Source organism: Stenotrophomonas sp. 22692, assembly GCF_052045015.1.
GTDB classification, from domain to species: domain Bacteria; phylum Pseudomonadota; class Gammaproteobacteria; order Xanthomonadales; family Xanthomonadaceae; genus Stenotrophomonas; species Stenotrophomonas geniculata.
In genome coordinates this window covers 19820-40289 of record NZ_JBQEMR010000004.1, presented here as the reverse complement: position 1 = coordinate 40289, position 20470 = coordinate 19820, and the positions used below count along the sequence as shown (strand labels likewise).

The 20470-nt window shown below is 67.0% G+C and carries 19 protein-coding genes; 9 read left to right on the top strand and 10 right to left on the bottom strand.

The genetic code is table 11. From position 1 onward, the window contains the following. Positions 1 to 14: 14 nt before the first annotated feature. From ACTJJM_RS06215 to ACTJJM_RS06205, 3 genes are read right to left on the bottom strand one after another with little or no spacing between them, the layout of a single operon-like run. Positions 15 to 1127, bottom strand: a complete 1113-nt coding sequence (locus tag ACTJJM_RS06215; protein ID WP_049412557.1) for an ABC transporter permease — start codon at positions 1125 to 1127, stop codon at positions 15 to 17. Next, positions 1124 to 2047: an ABC transporter ATP-binding protein gene (locus tag ACTJJM_RS06210; RefSeq protein WP_010486131.1), complete on the bottom strand. Its 924-nt coding sequence runs from the start codon at positions 2045 to 2047 to the stop codon at positions 1124 to 1126. Before ACTJJM_RS06210 ends, ACTJJM_RS06215 begins: the two co-directional genes overlap by 4 nt. A 20-nt stretch (positions 2048 to 2067) precedes the next feature. Next, a complete protein-coding gene (locus ACTJJM_RS06205; protein WP_241877037.1) occupies positions 2068 to 3024 on the bottom strand; it encodes an HlyD family secretion protein in 957 nt (318 codons plus the stop codon). A gap of 482 nt (positions 3025 to 3506) precedes the next feature. Here ACTJJM_RS06205 and ACTJJM_RS06200 point away from each other — a divergent pair, with 482 nt between their 5' ends. The 7 genes from ACTJJM_RS06200 to ACTJJM_RS06170 all read left to right on the top strand — a co-directional run bounded on the left by ACTJJM_RS06200 (position 3507) and on the right by ACTJJM_RS06170 (position 9437). After that, positions 3507 to 4493 (top strand): PhoH family protein, encoded by a 987-nt coding sequence (locus ACTJJM_RS06200; protein WP_049455531.1) that lies wholly within the window; start codon positions 3507 to 3509, stop codon positions 4491 to 4493. Beyond that, positions 4490 to 4975 carry an rRNA maturation RNase YbeY gene (ybeY, locus tag ACTJJM_RS06195; RefSeq protein ID WP_005408831.1) on the top strand — a complete coding sequence of 162 codons (486 nt, stop codon included), beginning with the start codon at positions 4490 to 4492 and terminating at the stop codon, positions 4973 to 4975. The genes ACTJJM_RS06200 and ybeY overlap by 4 nt, the downstream gene beginning before the upstream one ends. A 41-nt stretch (positions 4976 to 5016) precedes the next feature. Then, the gene (locus ACTJJM_RS06190) at positions 5017 to 5625 is read left to right on the top strand and encodes a membrane protein (protein WP_029380068.1); all 609 of its coding nucleotides are present in this window, start codon (positions 5017 to 5019) and stop codon (positions 5623 to 5625) included. After that, positions 5625 to 6212, top strand: coding sequence for a hypothetical protein (locus ACTJJM_RS06185; protein WP_311069072.1), 588 nt, complete (start codon positions 5625 to 5627; stop codon positions 6210 to 6212). The genes ACTJJM_RS06190 and ACTJJM_RS06185 overlap by 1 nt, the downstream gene beginning before the upstream one ends. A gap of 64 nt (positions 6213 to 6276) precedes the next feature. Then, positions 6277 to 7158 (top strand): HlyC/CorC family transporter, encoded by an 882-nt coding sequence (locus ACTJJM_RS06180; protein ID WP_005408827.1) that lies wholly within the window; start codon positions 6277 to 6279, stop codon positions 7156 to 7158. Then, complete coding sequence (locus ACTJJM_RS06175; RefSeq protein WP_440865320.1) at positions 7155 to 8408, top strand: lipoprotein N-acyltransferase Lnb domain-containing protein; 1254 nt, start codon at positions 7155 to 7157, stop codon at positions 8406 to 8408. Before ACTJJM_RS06180 ends, ACTJJM_RS06175 begins: the two co-directional genes overlap by 4 nt. Positions 8409 to 8414: 6 nt before the next feature. Further along, positions 8415 to 9437: a magnesium and cobalt transport protein CorA gene (locus ACTJJM_RS06170; RefSeq protein WP_440865319.1), complete on the top strand. Its 1023-nt coding sequence runs from the start codon at positions 8415 to 8417 to the stop codon at positions 9435 to 9437. 112 nt (positions 9438 to 9549) lie between these two features. Here ACTJJM_RS06170 and ACTJJM_RS06165 read toward each other — a convergent pair whose 3' ends face one another. From ACTJJM_RS06165 to ACTJJM_RS06150, 4 genes are all read right to left on the bottom strand, one after another. After that, the gene (locus tag ACTJJM_RS06165; protein ID WP_049455532.1) at positions 9550 to 10914 is read right to left on the bottom strand and encodes an NAD-dependent succinate-semialdehyde dehydrogenase; all 1365 of its coding nucleotides are present in this window, start codon (positions 10912 to 10914) and stop codon (positions 9550 to 9552) included. Positions 10915 to 10977: 63 nt separating this feature from the next. Next, the gene (locus ACTJJM_RS06160; RefSeq protein WP_004151945.1) at positions 10978 to 11820 is read right to left on the bottom strand and encodes an ABC transporter permease subunit; all 843 of its coding nucleotides are present in this window, start codon (positions 11818 to 11820) and stop codon (positions 10978 to 10980) included. Beyond that, positions 11817 to 12749, bottom strand: coding sequence for an ABC transporter permease subunit (locus tag ACTJJM_RS06155; RefSeq protein WP_049431291.1), 933 nt, complete (start codon positions 12747 to 12749; stop codon positions 11817 to 11819). The genes ACTJJM_RS06160 and ACTJJM_RS06155 overlap by 4 nt, the downstream gene beginning before the upstream one ends. Next, the gene (locus tag ACTJJM_RS06150) at positions 12746 to 13882 is read right to left on the bottom strand and encodes an ABC transporter ATP-binding protein (RefSeq protein ID WP_010486163.1); all 1137 of its coding nucleotides are present in this window, start codon (positions 13880 to 13882) and stop codon (positions 12746 to 12748) included. Before ACTJJM_RS06150 ends, ACTJJM_RS06155 begins: the two co-directional genes overlap by 4 nt. A 273-nt stretch (positions 13883 to 14155) precedes the next feature. Here ACTJJM_RS06150 and ACTJJM_RS06145 point away from each other — a divergent pair, with 273 nt between their 5' ends. Then, the gene (locus tag ACTJJM_RS06145) at positions 14156 to 15580 is read left to right on the top strand and encodes a flavin-containing monooxygenase (RefSeq protein WP_043400424.1); all 1425 of its coding nucleotides are present in this window, start codon (positions 14156 to 14158) and stop codon (positions 15578 to 15580) included. A 20-nt stretch (positions 15581 to 15600) separates the two neighbouring features. Here the strand turns inward: ACTJJM_RS06145 and ACTJJM_RS06140 are convergent, their stop codons facing one another. The 3 genes from ACTJJM_RS06140 to ACTJJM_RS06130 form a co-directional block, all read right to left on the bottom strand. Continuing rightward, complete coding sequence (locus ACTJJM_RS06140; RefSeq protein WP_010486170.1) at positions 15601 to 16710, bottom strand: polyamine ABC transporter substrate-binding protein; 1110 nt, start codon at positions 16708 to 16710, stop codon at positions 15601 to 15603. Between the two features lie 91 nt (positions 16711 to 16801). Further along, positions 16802 to 18199 (bottom strand): glutamine synthetase family protein, encoded by a 1398-nt coding sequence (locus ACTJJM_RS06135; protein WP_019337139.1) that lies wholly within the window; start codon positions 18197 to 18199, stop codon positions 16802 to 16804. Further along, on the bottom strand, positions 18196 to 18957 hold the full coding sequence (locus ACTJJM_RS06130) for a gamma-glutamyl-gamma-aminobutyrate hydrolase family protein (protein ID WP_049455534.1): 762 nt from the start codon (positions 18955 to 18957) through the stop codon (positions 18196 to 18198). The genes ACTJJM_RS06135 and ACTJJM_RS06130 overlap by 4 nt, the downstream gene beginning before the upstream one ends. 161 nt (positions 18958 to 19118) lie before the next feature. On the opposite strand from ACTJJM_RS06130, the gene ACTJJM_RS06125 reads away from it, so the two are divergent. Then, the gene (locus ACTJJM_RS06125) at positions 19119 to 20396 is read left to right on the top strand and encodes an NAD(P)/FAD-dependent oxidoreductase (protein WP_049455535.1); all 1278 of its coding nucleotides are present in this window, start codon (positions 19119 to 19121) and stop codon (positions 20394 to 20396) included. Positions 20397 to 20470 lie beyond the last annotated feature (74 nt).

Sequence of the window (20470 nt, the reverse complement as noted above, 5' to 3'; positions counted from 1 at the left end):
CCGAATGACAGGCCTTAATCCAATCGCTTGCGGAAGCGCAGGATCGCCAGCGTCATCATCACCACGATGAAGGCCAGCAGCGCCAGCGCGTCGTGCCACAGCTCCCACAGCGAGGCGCCGCGCAGCATGATGCCGCGCACCAGCCGCAGGAAGTGGGTCAGCGGCAGCACTTCCGCCAGCCATTGCACCGGCCGCGGCATGCCCGCAAACGGGAACATGAAGCCCGACAGCAGGATCGACGGCAGGAACAGGAACAACGTCATCTGCATCGCCTGGAACTGCGAGCGCGCGCGCGTGGAAATCAGCAGGCCCAGTGCGAGGTTGGCCAGCACCAGCAGTACTGCGGCCAGGTAGATGTCCAGCAGGCTGCCGCGGATCGGCACCTGGAACAGCCAGGTGCCCAGCACCAGCACCAGCGTGGTCTGCAGCAGGCCAATCGCTGCATAAGGCAGCACCTTGCCCACCATCAGTTCGCTGCGCGACACCGGCGTGGCGATCAGCAGCTCCATGTTGCCGCGCTCGCGTTCGCGCACCACCGCCACGGCCGTGAACATCACCAGGGTCATGGTCAGGATCACCCCGATCAGGCCCGGCACGATGTTCACCGCCGAGCGCCGCTGCGGGTTGTAGAAGCTGGTCACGCTGATAGGACCACTGGCGATGCTGCCTTCGCGCAGGGGACGCGTGTTGCTGGTCGGACGCGTGTCCAGCGGCACCTGCGCCAGCTGGATCGCTGCGCTCTGCACCACGGTGTCGCTGCCATCGACCAGCACCTGCACTGCTTCGCGACCGTCGAAGCGGCGACGCTCGAAGTCGGCCGGCACCACGATGCCGACACTGATCTCGCCACGGCGCAGCGCCTGCATCAGCTGGTCGGGCGTGTACGCCTCGCTGCGCGGCGTGATCACGCCGGTGGCGACCATGTCCTGCACCAGCGCGCGCGAGGCGGCACTGTTGGCCTGATCGGCGACACCGGCGTCGAGGTGACGCAGGTTGAGATTGATCGCATAGCCGAACAGCAGCAGCTGCATCACCGGAATGCCGACGATCATCGCCAGCGTGATGCGGTCGCGCCGTAGCTGCCGCAGTTCCTTGAGCATGATCGCCCACAGCCGGCGCAGGTTCATTCCGCCGGCTCCCGGCCACGACCACGGGTGGCGGCCACGAACACGTCTTCCAGGTTCGGTGCCACCTTCTCGATGCTGGCCTGCGGGTCAGCACTGGCCAGCGCACGGCCCAGCACTGCGATGTCCGCCGCTCCCTCATTGCACAGCACGCGCAGATGGGTGCCGATCTGCGCCACGCTTAGCACGCCGGGCAGATCGGCCAGTGCGCGGCTGGCCAGGCGCGGCTGCGACGCGGTGACCTGCAGCGTGCGCCCTTCCAGCCGTGCGCACAGTTCGGCCGGCGTGCCGTCGGCCACCAGCGCGCCACGATCAAGGATCGCCAGGCGGTGGCAGCGCTCGGCCTCGTCCATGTAGTGGGTCGAGACCAGCACGGTGGTGCCCGCATCGGCCAGTTCGAACAGGGCCTCCCAGAAATCGCGGCGCGATTCCGGATCGACTGCGCTGGTCGGCTCGTCCAGGAACAACAGCTCGGGCGCATGCACGACGGCGCCGGCCAGCGCCAAGCGCTGCTTCTGGCCACCACTGAGGGTGCCGGCCAGCTGCGGCTGCCTGTCCAGAAGACGATACTGCTGCAGCAGTTCGTCGACCCGCTGCCGGGCCTGCGCGCGTGGCAGATCCTGGATGGCGGCGAGGAATTCCAGGTTCTCGCGTACCGAAAGATCTTCATACAACGAGAAGCGCTGGGTCATGTAGCCGATGCGCCGGCGCAGTGCTTCGGCCTGCTCGGGAACCGCCAGGCCCAGCACCTCGATCTGCCCGGCACTCGGTTCCAGCAGGCCGCACAGCATGCGGATGGTGGTCGACTTGCCCGACCCGTTCGGCCCCAGGAAGCCATAGACCTGGCCACGCGGCACGGTCAGGTCGACATTGTCCACGGCCAGCAGATCGCCGAAGCGGCGGGTCAGGCCCTGCGCGTGCACCGCGATGTCCGCACCGGTGTTCAGAAGCGCACCTGTACCGGAAGGCCCGCTGGCAGCTTCTGCATGTCGCTGTTCCTGTCCACTTCGATCTCGGCCAGATAGCTCAGGCGCTCGACGTCATCACCGGTCAGTGCGTAGTACGGCGTGAACGACGGCTCACTGCGGATCGCACGCACGTGCCCCGTCAGCACCGTGCTGCCTCCCTCCAGCTGTATCTGCGCGGCCTGTCCGACCTTGACCTGCAGGCGCAGCGGTTGCGGCAGGTAGACGCGTGCATAGGGGCGCTCGCCGACCAGCATCACCGCCAGCGGCGCGCCGACCGGCGCCTGGTCCCCCTGCCGGTAAGGCAAGGCATCGACCACGCCGTCGCGCGGTGCGCGCAGCTGCAGCTTCTGCAGGTTGACGCCCTGCACCACCTGCTGTGCCTGTGCGGCATCCGCGGCCGCCTGGCCCTGGGCGATATCCTGCACACGGCTGCCGTGCACCCGCTCCAGCCAGGCCTGCTCGGCAGCACGCGCGCTGGCCTCGGCATTGCCGGCAGCGGCGCGTGCACGATCCAGTTCAGCGGCGGCAATCAGGCGCTGCTGTGCCAACGGCTGGACACGTCGGTAATAGGCAGTTGCTTCGGCAGCCTGTGCGCGCAACGCGGCCAGTTGCGCCTGGGCCTGCGCGATCTGCTCCTGGCGTGGACCGATCTGCAGTTCTTCCAGCTGGGCCTGCGCACGCGCCGCATCAGCCTGAGCCGCGGCGAACTGCGCGTCTCCCCGGGCCGGGTCCAGCTGCATCAGCACGGCCCCGGCCTTGACCTGCTGTCCCTCGCGCACCTCCACCGTGGCGATGACTTCGGCCGCCGGCGCCGGCACCGTGATCCGGTCCCATTCCAGCGTGCCCAGTGCAGTCGGCGTTGACTGCCCACACCCCGCCAGCAGGCCGATGCCCGCCAATCCGATCCCACGCATCCCGTTGCCGATGCCCATGCCATCCCCTCCTGCGACGGCGACACGGTGCCATGTACCCCGTGCACCCTCAATGATTCCGATCAGCCCTGACGGTTTTTTCACCACACGTGGGCAAGCCTTTTGCCGCAAGGCTCCGCACCACCTATCCACAGGTTGATTCGGCATCATTCCACAACCGCTGTGGAAATCCGCAGGGAGGTGGCTTTGTTGCTCGCCCGGCAACGAAACCTGCACTGCCATCACGATGAATGACCCCGTACAGGCCACCCGTGGCAGTGCTGCCGCAGCGACGAACGGCCATGACGCTTTTTTCACCAGGACCTCATGGGCCTTGTGGCACAAGCATCGCAGAGGTCTATCCACAGGTTTCCGCGTGCCCCGTCCACACCGGGTGTGGAAAACGCTGTATCGACCGTCTGCTGGCCGTGTGCCCCGCACGCGCGCTACCCTTGTCCTCCCTGAATACACTGCGGTGGAAGGCGTCGGCCCCACCCCAAGCAATGAAAAGCATCGATCATCGAGACTTCACCCTGTCGCCGGAAGACAACGAGCGACTGGCCAACCTGTGCGGCCCCTTCGACGGGCACCTGCGCCAGATCGAGCTGAAGCTCGGCGTGGAGATCGCAAATCGTGGCTTCGTGTTCCGCATCAGCGGGCCCAAAGAAGCCATCGTCGAGGCGCAGAAGCTGGTTGAAGCGCTGTACGCCGAAGCCGGCGAAACCACCTTCGACAACCACGCCATCCACCTGCGCCTGGCGCAGGCCAATGTCGAGCAGATCGCCGAGCGCTCCTATGAAGCGCAGGACGTGACGATCAAGGTCAAGCGCGGCACGGTGCGCGGCCGCGGCGCAAACCAGGGCCGCTACCTGCACCAGATCGCCACCCACGACATCAACTTCGGCATCGGCCCGGCCGGAACCGGCAAAACCTTCCTGGCCGTGGCCAGCGCGGTCGAAGCACTGAATGAATCGCGGGTGCAGCGCCTGATCCTGGTGCGCCCGGCGGTGGAGGCCGGCGAGAAGCTGGGCTTCCTGCCCGGCGACCTGAGCCAGAAGGTCGACCCCTACCTGCGACCGCTGTACGACGCCCTGTACGAGATGATGGGCGTGGAGAAGGTGGTCAAGCTGCTGGAGAAGAACGTCATCGAGATCGCACCGCTGGCCTACATGCGCGGCCGCACGCTCAACGATGCGTTCGTGATCCTGGACGAAGCACAGAACACCACCATCGAGCAGATGAAGATGTTCCTGACCCGCCTGGGTTACGGCTCCACTGCGGTGGTCACCGGTGACCTGACCCAGACCGACCTGCCCAAGCATGTGAAGTCCGGCCTGCGCGACGCCATCGACGTGCTGCGTGAGGTCGAGGGCGTGAGCTTCACCTTCTTCGAATCCCGTGACGTGGTCCGCCACCCGCTGGTCGCACGCATCGTCAGCGCCTACGACCGCCGCGACCTGCATCAGATCCAACCTGGAGCAACTCCATGACCCGTGGTCCCGTGCGACTGGACGTCGCCGTCAGTTATGCCCTGCCGCGTGCCGGCCTGCCGGCGGCAGTGAGCTTCCGCAAGTGGGTGGCCGCCGCGTTGAAGGGCCGCATCCGCGAGGCCGATCTGGCCATCCGCGTGGTCGATGCCAAGGAAGGACAGTCGTTGAACCGCCACTACCGCGGCAAGGACTACGCCACCAACGTGCTCAGCTTCCCGGCCGAAGTACCCGAAGGCCTGCCCAAGGGCGTCAAGTTCCCGCTGCTCGGTGACCTGGTGATCTGTGCACCGGTCGTGGCACGCGAGGCCGACGAACAGGGCAAGGCGCTCAATGCCCACTACGCGCACCTGACCGTGCACGGCGTGCTGCACCTGCTCGGCTGGGACCACGAGGACGACAAGGAAGCCGAGGCGATGGAGCAGCTGGAACGGGAGATCCTGGCCGAGCTGGGCATCGACGACCCATACGCGGGCGAGCGCTGAGCGGGCCACCGCCCGTCGCCACGACTACAAGGGGATCAAGGATGACTCCGGGAAACAGCTTCACGACGTTTGCGATGAGCGCGGGCCTGTTCGCCGGCCTGCTGATGCTGGGCGCGCACACCGTGCGTCGCCTCAGCGCTCGTGAACCCGCCGGCAGGCACTGGCTGCTGCGCAGCCTCGCCCTGCTCTCGCCTTTGTGCCTGCTGGCTGGGCTGGCGACGGGCATGATCGGCCCCCACCTCACGGGTAGAGCGGAACCCGCCCACCTGCCCGGGCTGTGGGAAACGTCGATGGTGCTGATACTGGTCGGTGCCCTGACCCTGCCGGTGCTGTGGCGAACGTTGCTGCAGCAGCGGCTTGGCACGCCGGTCAACGCACTCCCGTTCTTCCATGCCAGCCGCACCTCGTTGCTGGTGCTGTTCGTGCTGGCCGTGATCTACATGAAAGTGGCCAGGACAGCCGCATCGGAACTGATGCCCTGGCTCACCAGCCCGGGCCTGTGGCCGGCGGTGGCGCGCATCGCGGGGCAATCGATGCAGATCGCCATGCTTGCGGTCGTGCTGACCCTCTCACTGATGGTCGCGCGGCGGGCGATGACCGGATTCCTGCGCCTTCTCACCGGGCTGTTCAGGCGCTCACCGGAGCTATGATGGCGGTCCTTCGCCTGCGGAAACCGCCCGTGTCACTGCGCTGCTGCCTGCCTTTGCTGTGTGCCCTTGCGGTCCCATCCGCCTTCGCTTCCAGCCTGGACCTGCCGGCGCTGATCGAATGCCGCCAGGGCGTGGCCGACCAGGCCGCGCTGGCGCCGTTGCTGGCCGACCCGCTGAAGGCCGTGGCCCAGGGCCTGCAGCCGCTGCCGCAGGGCAACCAGTTCATGAGTGAGTTCCGCCTGGCCCAGCCGATCAGCGTGTTCGGCATGAGCACCGAGCGGGTGGCCGTGGCCGGCGCCAGCATCATGGCGGTGCTCGACCAGGCCGACCCACGCCCGCTGGCCAAGCGCCTGGCGCTGGAGACCGGCTACGACCAGGACGGCAAGTTCATGGCCGGCCGCGAGCTGGTCAGCCGCGACGTGACCGACCCGAAGACCGGCGAGGCCCAGATCGAGTCGATCATCCTCAGCGTCTCCACCGTGGCCTCCCACCCGGGCAAGACCCTGGCCGGCTGCACCTACAGCCTGGACCTGCCCGAGGAGGAGCCGGCCCCGGCCGCCCCTGCCCCGGCCACCGGCAGTCACTGACAGGCCGTCACATCCTGCTAGACTTGGGCCAACGCCCGGCCTGCCGGGTGCCTTTTTTCCAGAGATGTCAGAAGACGACAGTAGTAGCTCCCCTGCGGAGCACAGTGAAAAGAAGCGCGGCTGGCTTGAACGCCTGACCTCCGCCTTCTCCGGCGAACCCCATACCCGCGACGAGCTGGTCGCTGTCCTGCACACCGCGCAGGAAGAGGGTCTGATCGCCGCCGATACCCTGAAGATGATGGAAGGCGCCATTTCGGTCGCCGAGCTGACCGTGGGCGACGTGATGATTTCGCGCTCGCAGATGGTCTCGCTGCCGGTCGAAGCGCCCTTCCTGGAACTGATGAAGCAGGTGGTCGAATCCGGTCATTCACGCTTCCCGGTGCACGGCGAGAACAAGGACGACATCCTTGGCATCCTGCTGGCCAAGGACCTGCTGCGCGGCGTGGTTGCCGACAACGGCCCGGCCAACGTGCGCGAGCTGCTGCGCCCGGCGGTGCTGATCCCGGAGGCGAAGAAGCTCAACGTGCTGCTGAAGGAATTCCGCCTGTCGCGCAACCACATGGCCATCGTGGTGGACGAGTACGGCGGTGTCGCCGGCCTGGTCACCATCGAGGACGTGCTGGAACAGATCGTCGGCGAGATCGACGACGAGCATGACGAAGCTGAAGATCCCTCGGCGCAGATCGCGATCCAGTCCGACGGCCAGTACGTGGTCGACGCGCTGACCCCGATCGGCGACTTCAACGAACGCTTCGGTGCCACCTTCTCCGACGAGGACTACGACACCATCGGTGGCCTGGTCACCGAGGCCGTGGGCCATCTGCCGGAAGTCGGTGACGAACTGGCGCTGGACCGTTTCATGTTCCGCGTGGCCCGCGCCGATGCGCGCCGGGTGCAGGCCTTCCACGTGACCGTGCTGCCGCCGGACGCGCAGGACGACGCTTGAAGCGCCGCGGCCTGATCCTGAAGCTGTGGCTGGCACTGTGCGTGCTGGCCATGGCCCTGCCGCTGGCCGCGTTCGCGCAGCCGGCGGCGGCCCCGCCTGCCGCTACAGCGCCCGCCAGTACTGAAGCCCCCGCCCCGCGCATCGGCGTGGTCACCATGCAGCCGGGCACGGTGTTCTTCGAACGCTTCGGCCACGACGCCATCGTCGTGGTCGATCCGCTCAGCGGCGAAGCGACCTCGTACAACTTCGGGTACTTCGATCCGTCCGAGGACGATTTCATCAGCCGCTTCGCGCGCGGCGACATGATGTATTACCTGGTGGCGCTGCCGCTGCAGCAGGACCTGTCCTACTACGACGAGACCGGCCGTGGCGCCAGCGTGCAGTGGCTGGACCTGCGCCCCGACCAGGCACGTGCGCTCGCTGCCGATCTGGCCGAACGGGCCAAGCCGGAAAACGCGCGTTACCACTACGACTACTACACCGCCAACTGCGCCACGATGGTGCGCGACACGGTGGACAAGGCACTCGGCGGCGGCCTGCAGTCGCAGCTGTCGGGGCGCTCGCGCGGCAACACCTACCGCAGTGAATCGGTGCGCCTGGCCTCGCCGGCACCCTGGATGTGGCTGGGCTTCGATGTAGGCCTGGGGCCGTTCGCCGACCAGCCGCTGTCGCGCTGGCAGGAAGCCTTCGTACCGATGCGCCTGGCCGATGCGCTGCGCCAGGCACGTAACAGCGATGGCCGTCCGCTGGTGCAGTCCGAACAGCAACTGCTGCCGCACCGTATCGATCCGGAGCCGAAGGAATCCGCGCGCCGCTGGTGGCCGTGGCTGCTGTGCGGCCTGGTGATCGCCGCCGGCGTGCTGGCGCTGCGCCGCCGTCCGCGCCTGCTGGCCGGGCTGGCGCTGCCGTTCTGGCTGCTGTGTGCCCTGTTCGGCGGCGTACTGGTGTTCCTGTGGGGCTTCAGCATCCACTACGCCGCGTGGGCCAATCGCAACCTGCTGTTGCTTTCGCCGCTGGCGGTGCTGCTGCTGCCCGGGGCGATCAGCCTGCTGCGCCGGCGCGTGCCGGGCCGCATGTTCAGGATCGTACTGTGGCTGCTGGCGGTACAGGCGGTGGCCGCGCTGGTGCTGCACTGGCTGAGCCTGCAGGCGCAGTACAACGTGCAGTGGATCGTGCTGCTGCTGCCCGTCCACGTCACGCTGGCATGGGTGCTGGGGCGTACTCCTCACTTGTCCAAAACACAGCCCTGACGCACGATGGCGGGCATGTCATTGCCCGCCTCCGCTGCCGCGCCCGCCTCGGCCAACCCCGCCTGCGTCATCAACTGCGTCCACTACGATGACGAGGGCAAACGCCACGACATCACCCTGGACGCCATCAGCGATGTCATTGCCGGTGGCGATGGCTTCGTCTGGGTCGGCCTGTACGACCCCAATGACGATGTGCTGTTGAAATTGCAGGAAGAGTTCTGCCTGCACGACCTGGCCATCGAGGATGCGCGCAATGCGCACCAGCGGCCCAAGGTCGAGACCTACGGCAATTCGATGTTCGTGGTGGTGACCACCGCGCAGATGGTCGACGAGCGCATCCAGTACGGCGAAACCCACGCCTTCCTCGGCCCACGCTTTCTGGTGACGGTGCGCCATGGCGCTTCGCTGTCCTACGCCCCGGTACGCGCGCGGGTCGAGCGCGAGCCGCAGCTGCTGAAAATGGGCCCGTCGTACTGCCTGTATGCGGTGACCGACTTCGTGGTCGACAACTACCTGCCCATCGTGCACCGCTTCCGCGACACCCTGGACCTGCTCGAAAAGGACATCTTCGCCGACACCTACAAGCGCAGCACCGTGGTGCGGCTGTACGAGCTCAAGCGCGAACTGAACAAGATGCGCATGGCGGTGGCGCCGCTGCAGGACGTGCTGGCACAGCTGCGTCGCTATCAGGGCGAACTGATCCCCGACGAGGTGAAGCTGTACATCCGCGACGTGCACGACCACGCGGTACGCATCAGCGATGTGATCGACACCCTGCGCGAGATGCTGGGCACCGCACTGAGCGTGAACCTGTCGCTGGTGACGCTGGCGCAGGGCGAGACGGTCAAGCGGCTGGGTGCATGGGCGGCGCTGCTGGCGGCGCCGACGCTGATCACCAGCTGGTACGGCATGAACTTCAGCCACATGCCCGAGCTGAGCGAACCGTGGTCCTACCCGCTGATGATCGTTGGCGTGGGCGGCGTGTGCGTGGGGCTGTACCGGCTGTTCAAGCGCGCCAAGTGGCTGTAGAGCGTATCGACCAACGGTCGATACCCACAAAACCGGGGACATATCGACCAACGGTCGATACCCGCCAGACCGGTAGGCCACGACCGTTGGTCGTGGCGCATTGGATGATCCATCAAGCCACGTAGACGGTCTTGATGTTCATGAACTCATGGATGCCATGGTCGGCCAGTTCGCGACCGAAACCGGACTGCTTGCTGCCACCGAACGGCAGCCGCGCGTCGCTCTTGACGATGGCGTTGACGAACGCGGCGCCGCATTCCATGCGCTGGGCAAAGCCTTCGCCGCGCACCGCGTCGCGCGTCCACACGCTGCCGCCCAGGCCGAAACGGGTGTCGTTGGCCACGCGCAGCGCCTCGGCTTCATCCTTGACCCGGATCACTGCCGCCACCGGCCCGAACAGTTCCTCATCGTAGGCCGGCATGCCAGGACCCACCTGGTCGAGCACGGTGGCCGGATAGCCGGCATGCGTGCCGGCAATCGGCTCGCCACCGATCAGCACGCGCGCGCCCTTGGCGACACTGGCCTGCACCTGCTTGTGCAGTTCGTCGCGCAGGTCGGCGCGCGCCATCGGCGCCAGCGTGGTGCCGCGCTCGTCAGGGTCGCCATACTGGCGCTCGCCCGCCGCTTCCACGAAGCGACGGGTGAATTCATCGGCCACCGCATCGACCACGATGAAGCGCTTGGCCGCGATGCAGGTCTGCCCGCTGTTGTCGAAGCGTGACTTCACTGCCGCGGCCACGGTCTTGTCGAGGTCGGCATCGTCGAGCACCACGAAGGCATCGCTGCCGCCGAGCTCCATCACCGACTTCTTCAGCTGGCTGCCGGCATTGGAAGCGATCGAGCGCCCTGCCCGTTCGCTGCCGGTCAGCGTCACCGCCTTCACCCGCGCGTCGCGCAGCACCTCGGCGGCCTGGTCGTTGTCGATGTGCAGTACATCGAACACGCCATCGGGCAGGCCGCCGTCACGGCACACCGCCAGGATCAGGTCGGCGCACTGCGGCACGTTGCTGGCGTGCTTGAGCAGGGCGACGTTGCCGGCCATGAACGCCGGGGCCAGGAAACGGAATACCTGCCAGATCGGGAAATTCCACGGCATCACCGCGAATACGCAGCCGATCGGCTCATAGCGCACATAGCTGCGCTGGGCTTCGGTGTCGATCAGCTGCGGCTTCAGGTAGTCGGCCGCGTGGTCGGCGTAGTACTCGCAGGCGGCAGCGCACTTGTCGACCTCGGCAAGCGCCTCGGCCTTGAGCTTGCCCATCTCGTGGGTCATCGCCTGCTGCAGGTCATCGCGACGGGCGCGCAGCTGCGCGGCAATCTGGCGGAGAATGGCGCCGCGGTCCTGGAGCGAGTGATCAACCCAGCCGGGGAAGGCATCGGCAGCGGCCTGCAGGCGCTGCTCGATGTCGGCTGCACCCATCAGTTCATGGCGGTAGGTCACCTGGCCGGTGGCCGGGTTGATGATCTCGACGGTCATGGGGGATCTCCATCTGGAAGACTCCCATTGTGCGCCGCCGGCCGTGAGCCGGGTGTTGCCGGATCAGCCGTTGTCCTGCCGCGCCAGCTGCAGATCGCGCTGGCGCCGCTTCTCCGCACGCGCATTGATGTACCAGCCGATCACCGCGGCGATCGACACCGCCGACACCAGCAGCGTGGCCAGTGCGTTGATCTTCGGGCTGATGCCCATGCGCACCGAAGCGAACACCTTCATCGGCAGCGTGGTCGAGCCCGGCGTGGCGACGAAGCTGGCCACGACCACGTCATCCAGCGACAGGGTGAAGGCCAGCAGCCAGCCCGCCACCAGCGCCGGCGCGATGATCGGCAGGGTGATGCGGCCGAACACGGTCAATCGGCTTGCGCCCAGATCCATCGCCGCTTCTTCCAGCGACAGGTCCATTTCCTGCAGGCGCGAGGACACCACCACGGTGACAAAGCACAGGGTGAAGGTGACGTGCGCGATCCAGATCGTGGTCAGGCCACGCGCCGGGAACCCGGGAATCGCCCCCATCGAGGCCAGCAGCGCCATCAGCGAGAAGCCCAGGATCACATCCGGCATCACCAGCGGTGCGGTCACCAGTGCACCGAACAGTGGCTTGCCACGGAAGCGCTTGAAGCGGGTCATCACCATCGCCGCCAGCGTGCCGAGCACGGTAGCCGTGCAGGCGGTCCAGAACGCGACCACCAGGCTGGTCCACATCGCATCCATCAGCGCGCGGTCGGCGAACAGGTCACTGTAGGCGCGGGTGGAGAACCCGGCCCAGACCATCGCCAGCCGCGAGCTGTTGAACGAATAGAACATCAACAGCAGGATCGGCAGGTACAGGAAGGCGAAGCCGAGCAGCAGCACGCCCAGCCCCAGGCCCTTGGCGGTACGCGGGCTCATGCCTGCTTCCCTTCCAGCAGGCGCTGCTGGGAACGGTTGAACAGCAGGATCGGGACCAGCAGCAACAGGATCATTGCCACCGCCATCGCCGAGGCGCCCGGCCAGTTACGGTTGTTGAAGAACTCGTTCCACAGCTGGCGGCCGACCATCAGCGTCTCCGAGCCGCCCAACATTTCCGGGATTACGAATTCACCGATTGCCGGAATCATCACCAGCATGCAGCCAGCGATGATGCCCGCCTTCGACAACGGCAGGGTGATGCGCAGGAACGCCTGCCACGGCTTGGCACCCAGGTCGTAGGCCGCTTCCAGCAGCCGGTGGTCATGCTTGACCAGGTTGGCGTACAACGGCAGCACCATGAACGGCAGGTAGCAGTAGACGATGCCGATGTAGGCGGCAGTCGGCGTATCGATCAGCTGCAGCTTGGGCAGGCCGAGGCTGGTCATCAGCGACTGCAGGCCGGTGAACTGCAGGAACTGGTCGAGCAGGCCGTTGCGGTCCAGGATCGCCTTCCACGCGTACACGCGGATCAGGAACGAGGTCCACGACGGCAGCACCACCAGCATCATCGCCACGTTGCGTGCGGCCGGTGACAGGCGGGCGATGGCATAGGCCATCGGGTAGCCGATCAGCAGGGTCAGGAAGGTGGAGATCGCCGCGATCTTGATCGAGCTCAGGAAGGCCTGCGCATAGATCGAATCGCGGAACAGCGCCAGGTAGTTTTCCAGGTTCAGCTTCAGCGAGAAGCCGCCATCCACGTACTGCAGCAGCCAAGTGTACGGCGGCGAGCCGACCCGGCTGAGCGAGAAGCTGATCATCAGCACGATCAGGAACGGCACTGCGAAGAACAGCAGCAGCCACAGGTACGGAATGCCGATCACCGTGGCACGCAGCCCCGGCAGCCAGCGCTTCAGGCCGGCCGTGCTCATGAGGTCAGCACCACGCCGTCGTTGTCGCGCCAGTGCACCCACACACTGTCGCCCCAGGTCAGGCCATCGCTGGCCCAGCGCTGCGAGTTGGCGAAGTTGGCCAGCACCTTGGCACCGCTGGGCAGGCGCACGTGGTAGACCGAATGGCTGCCGAAGTAGGCGATGTCCTCGATCACACCCTGGGCCTTGTTGGTGTGCCCTTCCGGCTCGTCCTTGCCGATCATCACCTTCTCCGGGCGCAGCGCGAACGCGACCGGCTGCCCTTCATAGCCGGTGATGCCATGGGCGATGTAGATCGGCGCCGGGAACAGCGGCGAGCGCACGGTGACGTACTCGGGCAGGTCCTCGTCGATCACCCCGTCGAACAGGTTGACCGAACCGATGAACTCGGCGACAAAGCGGTTGGCCGGCTGCTCGTAGACCTCGTCCGGCTTGCCGACCTGCTGGATCCAGCCGGCATCCATCACCGCGATGCGGGTGGCCATGGTCATCGCTTCTTCCTGGTCGTGGGTGACCATCACGCAGGTCACGCCCGACGATTCGATGATGCTGACCAGTTCCAGCTGCATCTGCGAGCGCAGCTTCTTGTCCAGCGCGCCCATCGGCTCGTCCAGCAGCAGCAGCTTCGGCCCCTTGGCCAGCGACCGCGCCAGCGCCACGCGCTGCTGCTGGCCGCCGGAGAGCTGGTGCGGCTTGCGCTTGCCCAGGTGGCCCATCTGCACCAGGTCGAGCATCTCGCCGACGCGCTTGCTGATCGCGTCCTTGCCCAGGCCATCCTGTTTCAGGCCGAAGGCGATGTTCTGCTCGACCGTCATGTGCGGGAACAGGGCGTAGGACTGGAACATCATGTTGACCGGCCGCTGGTACGGCGGCAGCGCGTCCAGGCGCTGGCCATCGAGGGTGATGCTGCCCTTGGTGGGCGTCTCGAAGCCGCCGAGGCAGCGCAGCAGGGTCGATTTGCCACTGCCGGAGCCACCGAGCAGGGCGAAGATCTCGCCCTTGCGCACGTCCAGATTGACGTCGTCGACGGCGACGAAACCGTCGAATTCCTTGCGCAAATCACGAATGGAGAGATAGCCGGGCGCACCGGTCGTGTCGACGACGGCGGCTACCGGCTGGGCTTCAACGGGCATGGGGGCTCCGGGAGCGGGCGGTGGACAGCGGCCGCCATTCTACCGGCCGGGGGCTGCAGGGGATATGACGGGAGCAGGTGGAAGCGGCCGCTGGCCGGCCTCGGGGCCTCGAGGGGTGTCGGTTTTCCCCCGCCATGCTGGCCTGTCCGCCGGAAGGCCCGGGCTCTCTTCGACGCCCGGGCGGCCGTCCCGACCAGACACCACGGGCGGCAGCCCGATCTGCAACATTTTTCAGAACGGGATCCGTTGAAAGCCAAGGACATTCCCCGCGCAATGCCTCGGATCAAGGCCTTGCATGGACCCACACTGGTGATTCCCCCGGACAGCCCCTCCCCCTCCCCCTTCCCGCCCCGCCTGCCGGGCTCCCTGCCCGCAAGGCTGCCACTGGTCATCATCGGCGCCGGCCAGGCCGGGTTGTCGCTCAGCGCGCTCCTGCAGGAGGCCGGCGTCGAGCATCGCGTGCTGGAGGCCGAAACCGTGGGCGCCAGCTGGCAACGGCGCTGGGAGTCGTTCCAGACCAACACCGCCAACGCGACGATGGCCCTGCACGGTCATGCCTATGCCGGCGATGACCCGGAAGGCTTCATGGGCGCCCCGGAGGTGATCCGGCACCTCCGCGAGTATGCCCACGAGCGTTCCCTGCCGATCAGCGAGGGGTGCGTGGTCCACCGGGTCGGGCCCGAGTCCGGTGGCTATGCCATCGACAGCAGCGAGGGGCCGATCCACGCCCAGACGGTGGTGGTCGCCACCGGTGAATACCGTCGCGCGCGGATGCCCCGGGTCCCATTCGCGCCCGCACCAGGCCTCACCGTGCTGCACTCCAGCGACTACCGCAGTCCCGGCCTGCTACCCGAGGGCGCGGTGTTGGTCATCGGCGGCGGCCAGTCCGGCGCGCAGATCGCCCAGGACCTGCGCGACAGCGGTCGCAGCGTGTACTGGTCACTGGCCCAGCGTCACTCGCACACCCGCCGGCTGCGCGGCAAGGACTCGATGACCTGGTGGGACATGGCCGGGCGCATCCACCAGCATGTGAGTGAAGCGGCCGCCGTACTGGCCGGAGAACCGGATGCGCTGCGCAGGGCCCGCACTGCGGAGTTTCCGCTGATCTCGGGCAAGGGAAGCGGCGGCCGGGGCAGCTCGATCAGCCTGCTGGCGATGCACCGCGCAGGTATCAGGTTGCTGGGCCGGTTGCAGGAATTCAGTGGAAACACCGCCCGCTTTGCCGATGTCCGCCCGCAGCTGCGCACCGCGATCGAGGCCACTCGGGCCGAGTATGCCTATCTCGATTCGCTGGCCAGCGCGTACTACGCCACGCGGCCCGAACCGCGCACCGACGATGCCCGTTACATTCCCGAAGAGGTCTATCTGCACTGGGAGCCGGAACCGTCGCCATGCGCGCTGGATCTGCAGGCCGCAGGCATTCGTTCGGTGGTGCTGGCCACCGGCTTCGTCGCCGAATGGCCCTGGCTCGACGTGCAGGGCGCGCTGGATGCACAGGGCTATCCGCTTGGCGACTTCGGCGTTTCCCCGCAGCCGGGGCTGTTCTTCATCGGCATGCACAACCTGCAGCGGATGAGTTCATCGTTCCTGTGCAACGGCGGCCGTGATGCACGCGACCTGCTGCCGGCCATCCTGCGGCACCTGGGCCGAAGCGGGAGTACCGGTTCCGGCGCAGGGCAAGGGAGCCGCCGGGCATGACCCGGCGGCGCCAGACCGGCTTAACGGCCGGTCTTCACCTCGGTCCACAACCGGGTGTAGAGCTTGTCGGTCTCCGGCGTGTTGATCGAGTACGTGAACATCTTCTCGGCCACATCGGCCGGCGGGTAGATGGTCGGGTCGGTACGGATCGCCTCATCCACCAGCGGGGTCGCAGTCGGCACCGGGTTGGCGTAGTGGATGAAGTTGGTGTTGGCCGCGGCAACCTTCGGCTGCAGCAGATAGTTGATGAACGCGTACGCGGCTTCCGGGTGCTTGGCATCCTTCGGGATCGCCAGCATGTCGAACCACTGCGGGGCGCCTTCCTTCGGGATCGAATAGGCCACGTGCACGCCGTTGCTGGCTTCCTCGGCGCGGTCGCGGGCCTGGATGATGTCACCCGACCAGCCGACCACCAGGCAGGTTCCACCGTTGGCCAGCGAACCCACGTACTGCGAGGAGTGGAAATTCTGCACGTACGGGCGGATCGACTTCAGCAGGTCGGCCGCCTTCTGCAGCTCGGCCGGGTCACCGCTGTGCGGGTCCAGGCCCAGGTAATGCAGCGCGATCGGAATCATGTCCGCCGGCGTGTCCAGGATGGTCACGCCGCAGTCCTTCATCTTGCTGATGTTCTCCGGCTTGAACACCAGGTCCCAGCTGTTGGCGATGTCGGTGCTGCCGCCGAAGCGCTGCTTCAGCATGTCCACGTTGTAGCCGATGCCGGTGGTGCCGATCATGTACGGCACGCCGTACTGGTTGCCCGGGTCCTGGGTGGCGATGCGCTTCATCACCGCCGGATCGAGGTTGGCCAGGTTCGGGATCTTGCTCTTGTCCAGCGGCAGGAACACGCCGGCCTGGATCTGGCGGCCGAAGAAGTTCAGCGTCGGCACCACCACGTCGTAGCCACTGTTGCCGGCCAGCAGCTTGGTCTCGACCATCTCATCACTGTCGAACACATCGTAGGTGACCTTGATGCCGCTCTCCTTCTCGAAGGTCGGGATGGTGTCCTCGGCGATGTAATCGCTGTAGTTGTAGACGTTCAGGACCTGGCTGTCCTGCGCGCCGCCGTTGCCACCGCTGCAGGCGGCGAGCATGGCGGAGGCCAGGCCGAGCGTGAGGATACGCAGCTTCATCGGGTGCTCCAGAATGCGGAAAGGGGGGCCGGCGGGGCCGGCAACGGGTGCCAGCCTACCCCCCGGCGGCGGATTTTTCTATTCCAGATGCTCAGACGTTCAGCAGCAGGAACTCGCGCTCCCACGAGCTGATGACGCGGAAGAAGGTCTCGTATTCCTTGCGCTTGACCGAGATGTAGGCGCGGCAGAAGCGCTCGCCCAGCAGCGCCTGCAGCTCGCTGCACTGCTCCAGCCCGTCCAGCGCTTCGCCCAGCGAGCGCGGCAGGTTGTAGCCCAGTTCCTTGGCACTGCCGGTGACCGGTGCGTCCGGTGCCAGCCGCTCACGGATGCCCAGCAGGCCGCAGGCCAGGGTCGCGGCCATCGCCAGGTAGGGGTTGGCGTCGGAGCCGGCGAAGCGGCTTTCCACGCGCATGTTCTCAGGCGTGTCCAGCGGCACGCGCAGCCCGCAGGTGCGGTTGTCATAGCCCCAGTGCACGTTGCTCGGCGAGACCTCGCCGAACACCAGTCGCCGATAGGAATTCACATTCGGCGCGAAGAACGCCATTGCCTGCGGCACGTACTTCTGCAGGCCGCCCAGGTAGTGGCCGAACACCGGGCTGAACTCGCCTTCGGCATGGGTCTCGCCGGCGAACACATTGCTGCCATCGCTCACCCGCACCAGGCTCTGGTGGATGTGCATGGCGCTGCCCGGCTCGTTCTCCATCGGCTTGGCCAGGAAGGTGGCATACACCCCGTGGCGCATCGCTGCCTCGCGCATGGTGCGCTTGAACAGGAACACCTGGTCGGCCAGGTCCATCGCATCGGCGTGGGTGAAGTTCACCTCCAGCTGCGCTGCGCCGGATTCGTGGATCAGCGTGTCCACGTCCAGCTTCATCGCGTCGGCGTAGTCGTACATCAGGTCGAGGATCGGGTCGAATTCGTTGACCGCGTCGATCGAGTACGACTGCCGCGCGGTTTCCGGGCGCCCGGAGCGGCCGGCCGGTGGCAGCAGTGGGAAGTCCGGGTCGGTGTTCTTCTGCACCAGGAAGAACTCCAGCTCCGGCGCCACCACCGGGCGCAGGCCCAGCTCGGCGTAGGCTGCCAGCACCCGGCGCAGCACATTGCGCGGTGCCAGTTCGTGGGGCTCACCGTTCTTCGTGTAGCAATCGTGGATGACCTGCGCGGTGGCATCGGCCGCCCACGGCACCATGCGCACCGTGTCCGGATCGGGGCGCAGCATCATGTCCGAGTCCGACGGCGAGGTCAGCTCGTAGTAGTCATCAGGGAACTCGCCGGTGACGGTGGTGGCGAAGATGCCTTCGGGCAGCCGCGTACCGTAGTCGTGCGAGAACTTGTCGGCGGGAATGATCTTGCCGCGCGCGTTGCCGGTGATGTCCGGCACCAGGCATTCGACCTCGGTGATGCGCCGCTCCTTCAGCCAGCGCAGCAGGCTGCTTTCCTGCGGTGCGGGGGGCGTGGCCGTCTTGCGCGGGCGCGTTCGGGAACTCATCGGGAATCCAGTCGGTTCTGTTGGTGCTGCCGGCAAGCTTGGCCGAACGCACGGAAAATAGCGTGATAGAACGGCGCCTGCATGACACGCCACTCCGGGTGCCACTGTACGCCGAGCACGAAACGATGGTGCAGGCTGCGCGCCGCCTCGACCAGTCCATCATCAGCCACGGCCTCGACCTGCAGACCCTGCGCGAGGCGGGCAATGCCCTGCCCGTGCACCGAATTGACCTGCGCCCGGTCACTGCCGTGCCACTGCGCCAACCAGCCATCGGTAGCCAGGGTGATCGCATGGGCCGGCCCATACTGCACCTCCACCGGCGCCTGCGGGTCTTCGCGATGATCGGACAGGCCCGGCACCGCATGCACCTGCGGATGCAGGCTGCCACCCAGCGCGACGTTCAGTTCCTGGAAGCCGCGGCAGATCGCCAGTACCGGAAGATCCTGCGCCAAAGCCTCACGCAGCAACGCGAACGCATTGGCATCACGGGCCGGGTCATGCGGATTGCCCGGCCAGCTGCGACCGCCCTCGTAGTGCTGCGGTTCGATGTTGCTGACCGCGCCGGTCAACAGCAGGCCATCAAGCCCCTGCAGCCAGTCGCCAGCCGGCAAAGGAGGCTGCAGGCTCGGCAGTACCACCGGGGTCACTTCGGCGGACTCGGCCAGCGCGCGCACGTACTTCTCGCCGGCCACCGCGAAGCGGTGATGGCCGAGCACGGTACTGTCGGTGGGCAGGCCCACCCAGGGCAGGCGGCGCATGGAAAAACTCCTTGACGTGCCGACACGTTACCCGTCGCCCGCCGAGGGCGGCAAGTCGTCGCCGTCACACCATGGCTGTCACGCATCGGCGAAACTACGCGGGTGAATGCTGATCGTCCTCTCCCGCTCCCCCCTCCCGCACTGCGCCCGCGAGGCCCGCGGTGAGCGCCGCCTTCCCGCCCAGCTGGTACGCCGCCAGCCTGCCCGAACCGCCCGCACTGCCCTCGTTGCGGGGGGATGTGCAGGCCGATGTCGCAGTGCTCGGCGCGGGTTATACCGGCCTGACCGCCGCACTTGAACTGGCTACGCGCGGCCAGCGCGTGGTGGTGCTGGACGCGCAGCGGATCGGCTGGGGCGCGTCCGGTCGCAACGGTGGCCAGGCGCTGGTCGGCTATGGCTGCGAGGTGGACGAGCTGGAGCGTCAGCTCGGTCGTGATGATGCGCGCCACCTGTTCGACTGGTCACGCGACGCGGTGCAGGCAATGCGCACACGCATCGATCGCCACGGCATCGACTGCCATTGGGTGGAAGGCCACGCCAGCGTCGCGATCCGCGAACGCCATGAGCGCGACCTGCGGGCCAACTGCGAGCATCTGCAACGCCACTACGACTACCCCATGCAGTGGTGGGACCGTGATGCCCTGCGCGCACAGCTGGACAGCCCGCGCTACCGCGCCGCGATGTTCGATCCGCTCAGCGCGCATCTGCAGCCCCTGGCCTATGCCCGCGGACTGGCCGATGCGGCGCGTGCGGCCGGCGCGGTGATCCACGAGAACTCCGCAGTGACCCGCGTGCAGCTCGGACCGCAGCCCACCCTGCATACCGCGCAGGGAAGCGTGCGCGCCGCGCATCTGGTGGTGGCCGGCAACGCCTGGCTGCAGGGCCTGCTGCCCGAGCTGGAACGGCGGATCATGCCGGTCGGCACCTATATCGGCGCCAGCGCGCCGCTGGGTGCCGAGCGCGCCCATGCCCTGATCGGCAACAACATGGCCGTGGCCGACACCGCCTGGGCACTGGACTACTTCCGTCTCAGCCACGACCACCGCCTGCTGTTTGGTGGCCGTGCCAGCTATTCAGCACTGCCCCCGCCCGGCCTGCGCGGGGTGATGCAGCGGCGCATGCACCAGGTGTTCCCGCAGCTGGCCGACGTGGCGCTGGAGCAGGTCTGGGGCGGTTATGTGGACATTACCCGCAACCGCGCCCCGCATTGGGGCCGGCTGGACGGCAACCTGTACTTCGCGCAGGGGTTCTCCGGCCATGGGGTGGCCGCCGCCGGGCTGGCCGGTGAGGTGATCGCCGCTGCCATTGCAGGCCAGAGCGAGCGCCTGGATGTGTTCCAGCGCCTGCGGCATGCCCCCTTCCCTGGCGGCCGGCTGCTGCGCACGCCGCTGCTGGTGGCGGCGATGTCGTGGTACAAGCTGCGGGATGCGTTGTGGTGAGTTGATCAGGGATCACCCTGAATTGGCTCCCTCGGAAACTGTGAAACCCGTCGCCACGGGAATTCATGTGATGA

Excerpts from the sequence above, each read along its gene's own strand:
- ACTJJM_RS06190 (WP_029380068.1), top strand. The coding sequence starts at position 5,017 with ATGACTCCGGGAAACAGCTTCACGACGTTTGCGATGAGCGCGGGCCTG.
- ACTJJM_RS06170 (WP_440865319.1), top strand. The coding sequence starts at position 8,415 with ATGGCGGGCATGTCATTGCCCGCCTCCGCTGCCGCGCCCGCCTCGGCC.
- ACTJJM_RS06155 (WP_049431291.1), bottom strand. The coding sequence starts at position 12,749 with ATGAGCACGGCCGGCCTGAAGCGCTGGCTGCCGGGGCTGCGTGCCACG.
- ACTJJM_RS06185 (WP_311069072.1), top strand. The coding sequence starts at position 5,625 with ATGGCGGTCCTTCGCCTGCGGAAACCGCCCGTGTCACTGCGCTGCTGC.
- ACTJJM_RS06130 (WP_049455534.1), bottom strand. The coding sequence starts at position 18,957 with ATGCGCCGCCTGCCCTGGGTGGGCCTGCCCACCGACAGTACCGTGCTC.
- ACTJJM_RS06215 (WP_049412557.1), bottom strand. The coding sequence starts at position 1,127 with ATGAACCTGCGCCGGCTGTGGGCGATCATGCTCAAGGAACTGCGGCAG.
- ACTJJM_RS06205 (WP_241877037.1), bottom strand. The coding sequence starts at position 3,024 with ATGGGCATCGGCAACGGGATGCGTGGGATCGGATTGGCGGGCATCGGC.
- ACTJJM_RS06200 (WP_049455531.1), top strand. The coding sequence starts at position 3,507 with ATGAAAAGCATCGATCATCGAGACTTCACCCTGTCGCCGGAAGACAAC.
- ACTJJM_RS06165 (WP_049455532.1), bottom strand. The coding sequence starts at position 10,914 with ATGACCGTCGAGATCATCAACCCGGCCACCGGCCAGGTGACCTACCGC.
- ACTJJM_RS06150 (WP_010486163.1), bottom strand. The coding sequence starts at position 13,882 with ATGCCCGTTGAAGCCCAGCCGGTAGCCGCCGTCGTCGACACGACCGGT.
- ACTJJM_RS06140 (WP_010486170.1), bottom strand. The coding sequence starts at position 16,710 with ATGAAGCTGCGTATCCTCACGCTCGGCCTGGCCTCCGCCATGCTCGCC.
- ACTJJM_RS06160 (WP_004151945.1), bottom strand. The coding sequence starts at position 11,820 with ATGAGCCCGCGTACCGCCAAGGGCCTGGGGCTGGGCGTGCTGCTGCTC.
- ACTJJM_RS06135 (WP_019337139.1), bottom strand. The coding sequence starts at position 18,199 with ATGAGTTCCCGAACGCGCCCGCGCAAGACGGCCACGCCCCCCGCACCG.
- ybeY (WP_005408831.1), top strand. The coding sequence starts at position 4,490 with ATGACCCGTGGTCCCGTGCGACTGGACGTCGCCGTCAGTTATGCCCTG.
- ACTJJM_RS06145 (WP_043400424.1), top strand. The coding sequence starts at position 14,156 with ATGCCTCGGATCAAGGCCTTGCATGGACCCACACTGGTGATTCCCCCG.
- ACTJJM_RS06180 (WP_005408827.1), top strand. The coding sequence starts at position 6,277 with ATGTCAGAAGACGACAGTAGTAGCTCCCCTGCGGAGCACAGTGAAAAG.